Origin of the sequence: Nocardia sp. NPDC005978 (genome assembly GCF_040614455.1) — a bacterium.
Lineage (GTDB): Bacteria > Actinomycetota > Actinomycetes > Mycobacteriales > Mycobacteriaceae > Nocardia.
This window is the reverse complement of sequence record NZ_JBEXUS010000222.1, coordinates 1-3,866: the sequence shown is the minus strand read 5'-3', so window position 1 is coordinate 3,866 and position 3,866 is coordinate 1. Positions and strand designations below refer to the sequence as shown.

General features: G+C 69.6%; 3 protein-coding genes. 2 read left to right on the top strand and 1 reads right to left on the bottom strand.

The genetic code is table 11. From position 1 onward, the window contains the following. Nucleotides 1-84: 84 nt before the first annotated feature. The gene (locus tag ABZ319_RS40200; RefSeq protein WP_354991849.1) at nt 85-1,407 is read right to left on the bottom strand and encodes an acetyl-CoA C-acetyltransferase; all 1,323 of its coding nucleotides are present in this window, start codon (nt 1,405-1,407) and stop codon (nt 85-87) included. Between the two features lie 123 nt (nt 1,408-1,530). Here ABZ319_RS40200 and ABZ319_RS40195 point away from each other — a divergent pair, with 123 nt between their 5' ends. Together ABZ319_RS40195 and ABZ319_RS40190 are read left to right on the top strand one after the other, a co-directional pair. Beyond that, nucleotides 1,531-2,940: a 3-oxoacyl-ACP reductase gene (locus ABZ319_RS40195; RefSeq protein ID WP_354991848.1), complete on the top strand. Its 1,410-nt coding sequence runs from the start codon at nt 1,531-1,533 to the stop codon at nt 2,938-2,940. Then, nucleotides 2,940-3,806: a MaoC/PaaZ C-terminal domain-containing protein gene (locus ABZ319_RS40190; RefSeq protein WP_354991847.1), complete on the top strand. Its 867-nt coding sequence runs from the start codon at nt 2,940-2,942 to the stop codon at nt 3,804-3,806. Before ABZ319_RS40195 ends, ABZ319_RS40190 begins: the two co-directional genes overlap by 1 nt. Nucleotides 3,807-3,866 lie beyond the last annotated feature (60 nt).

The following is a 3,866-nucleotide window of genomic DNA, read 5'->3' as shown; positions in this document are numbered from 1 at the left end:
CCCCGATCCGGACTACGGATCGGGGGCCGCCCACGTGCTCGTGCCGGGTCACCCCGGCGCGAAACCCCTTGCGGGGTGCTGTTTCTAGCGCTCGACGATCGCGACGACGCCCTGGCCGCCCGCGGCGCAGATGGAGACCAGTGCCCGGCCGCCGCCCTTCTCCGCCAGCATCTTCGCGGTGGAGGCGATGATGCGGCCGCCGGTGGCGGCGAACGGGTGGCCCGCGGCGAGCGAGGAGCCGTTGATGTTGAGCTTGCTGCGGTCGATGGAACCCAGCGCGCCGTCCAGGCCCAGGCGCTCCTTGCAGTACGCGTCGGACTCCCAGCCCTGCAGGGTCGCGAGCACCACGGAGGCGAAGGCCTCGTGGATCTCGTAGTAGTCGAAGTCCTGCAGCGTCAGGCCGTTGCGGGCCAGCATGCGCGGCACCGCGTAGGTCGGGGCCATCAGCAGGCCGTCGGGGCCGTGGATGTAGTCGACCGCGGCGACCTCGGAGTCCACCAGGTAGGCCAGCGGCGAGAGGTTGCGCGCGGCGGCCCACTCGTCGGTGGACAGCAGCACCGCGGACGCGCCGTCAGTGAGCGGGGTGGAGTTGCCCGCGGTCATGGTGGCGTCGCCCAGCTTCACGCCGAAGACCGGCTTGAGGGTCGACAGCTTCTCGATGGTCGAGCCCGGACGCAGGTTGTCGTCGCGGGTCAGCCCGAGGAACGGGGTGATGAGGTCGTCGAAGAAGCCGCGGTCGTAGGCGGCGGCCATGTTCTTGTGCGAGAGGTAGGCCAGCTCGTCCTGCGCGTCGCGGGCGATGCCGAATTCCTTGGCGGTGATGGCGGCGTGCTCACCCATGGAGAGACCGGTGCGCGGCTCGGCGTTGCGCGGGATCTCGATGCCGACCATGGACGGGCGCAGGCGGCCGACCAGCTTGGCGTAGTCCTTGTTGTTCTTGGCGCGGTTGGCGTCGAGCATCCACTCGCGCATGGACTCGCTCACGCCGATGGGGGCGTCCGAGGTGGTGTCGGTGCCGCCGCCGATGCCGGATTCGAAGCGGCCCAGCGCGATTCCGTCGGCGACGGTCTGGATGGACTGCAGGCCGGTGCCGCAGGCGAGCTGCAGGTCGTGCGCGGGGGTGTACGGGGACAGGGTGGAGCCGAGCACGCTCTCGCGGATCATGCCGTGCTCGCCGACGCGCTTGAGGACCGCGCCGCCGACGACCATGCCCAGGCGCTCGCCCTGCAGCCCGAAGCGGCTGACGAGGCCGTTCAGCGCCGCGGTGAACATGTCCTGGTTGGAGGCGTGCGCGTACTTGCCGTCGGAGCGGGCGAACGGGATCCGGTTACCGCCGAGGATCGCGACAGGCTTGGCCTGCTTGGCGGTCTTGGCCGCGGGCTTCGCCGAACGGGCTTTGGTGGTCACTCGAGTCTCCAGTGTCTCGTCGGGTGGATTTCCGCACTCGCACGGTCCCGCGGGACCGGCAGCAGTCGGTTTACATTAAACTTACTCTGGAGTAAGTTAGTTTGTCGACACCGTACCCCGCAAATGTGCGCAACACCGCCCCCGGGGCCTGGACAAGAGAAGGTAGGAACAGTGGCAGCCAGCAAGAGCAAGGGCGCTCCCAACCTGTACGGATCTTTCATTCACTCCGCGCCCGGCGCGTTCCTGGCGAGCAAGCTCGGGCTGCCGCAGCCGGAGAGCCTGCGCCGCTACGTCGCGGGCCAGCCGGCCCTGCCGGGTCCGGTGCTGATCGGCGGCAAGGGCCGCGTCGCGGACGCCGCCCGGAACCTGCTCTCGGCGGACTACACCTTCGTCGACTCGGTCACCCAGGGCGTGAAGTTCGGCGGACTCGTGTTCGACGCCACCGGCATCCGCACCATCGAGGAGCTGCAGCAGCTGTTCGAGTTCTTCCAGCCCGCGCTGCGCAGCCTGGCCGGCTCCGGCCGCGTCGTGGTCATCGGCACCACCCCCGAGCTGACCGCCTCGGTCGACGAGCAGATCGCCCAGCGCGCGCTCGAGGGCTTCAGCCGTTCCATCGCCAAGGAGCTGCTCAAGGGCTCCACCGGCAACCTGGTCTACGTGCACCCGGAGGCCGCCGCGACCGCCACCGGCGTGGAGTCCACCCTGCGCTTCCTGCTCTCGGCCAAGTCCGCGTTCGTCGACGGCCAGGTCTTCCGCGTCGGCAAGGATGACGCGACCGCCCCCGCCAGCTGGGACAAGCCGCTCGAGGGCAAGGTCGCGGTCGTGACCGGCGCGGCCCGCGGCATCGGCGCCACCATCGCCGAGGTCTTCGCCCGTGACGGGGCCACCGTCATCGTCGCCGATATCCCGGCCGCCGGTGAGGCGCTGTCCGAGACCGCCAACAAGGTCGGCGCGACCGCCCTGGCGCTGGACGTCACCGCCCCCGACGCCGCCGAGAAGCTGGCCGCCTTCGCGACCGAGCGCTTCGGCGGCATCGACATCGTCGTGCACAACGCCGGCATCACCCGCGACAAGCTGCTCGCGAACATGGACGAGGGCCGCTGGAACTCGGTCATCAACGTGAACCTGGCTGCGCCGCACCGCATCACCGAGGGCCTGGTCGCCTCCGGCGCGCTGCGTTCGGGCGGTCGCGTCATCGACGTGTCCTCCATCGCGGGCATCGCGGGCAACCGCGGTCAGACCAACTACGGCGCTTCCAAGGCCGGTGTCATCGGCATGGTCAACGCCGAGGCCCCGAAGCTGGCCGAGAAGGGCATCACCATCAACGCCGTCGCGCCGGGCTTCATCGAGACCGCCATGACCGCCGCGATCCCGCTCGCCACCCGCGAGGCCGGTCGCCTGATGAGCTCGCTGCTGCAGGGCGGTCAGACCGTCGACGTCGCCGAGACCATCGCGTACTTCGCCTCCCCGGCGTCGAACGCGGTGAGCGGCAACATCGTTCGCGTCTGCGGCCAGAGCCTGATCGGCGCGTGATGAGCCAGACCATCACGCTCGGCGAGGTGCCGAAGAACTCCAGCCTTTTCGTCAAGGCCGCGCTCGGCGCGGTCCCGGTGCCCGGCCTGTCCAACCGGCCCTCGACCCTGCCCGACCGGGTCGTGCGGCTGGAGGGCTTCAAGGTCGATCCGAATCACCTTGCCGCCTACTGCAAGGCCACCGGCCTGCGTTTCAACGATTCGCTGCCGCTGACCTACCCGTTCGTGCTCAGCTTCCCGCTGGCCATGCAGCTGGTCGTCGCCCGCGACTTCCCGTTCGTGGCGGTCGGCGCGGTGCACGCGAAGAACACCATCGAGCGCACCCGCGAGATCTCGGTCTCCGAGCCGCTCGACTTCCAGACCCATATCGAGAACCTGCGCGAGCACCCCAAAGGTCTGATGGTGGACGCGATCACCGAGGTGAACGTGGGCCGGGAACTGGTGTGGCGGCAGGTCACCACCTTCCTGCACCAGCAGCGGACCTCGCTGTCCGGCGGGCCCAAGCCCGAGCCCGTCCCGGACGAGGTGCCGCCGCCGCCACTGCGCTCGCTGCGGGTCGATCAGAAGACGATCACCCGGTACGCCGGGGCCTCGGGTGACCACAACCCGATCCACACCTCGGGGCTGGGCGCCAAGGCCTTCGGTTTCCCGAAGCCGATCGCGCACGGCATGTGGTCCGCGGCCAACATCCTGTCCAATCTCGAGGGCCGGATTCCCGAAAAGACCACCTACGAGGTCAAATTCGGCAAGCCGATCTTCCTGCCGTCCACGGTCAACGTGTACGCGGACAAGGTCGAGGGCGGCTGGGACCTGGCGCTGCGCAACCCCAAGAAGGGGTTCCCGCACCTGACCGCCACCATTCGCTGACCGATCGCCGCGCCGGGGGGGCCCACACCCCCCCCCCACGAAGGAAGAGCGAGGGGTGGG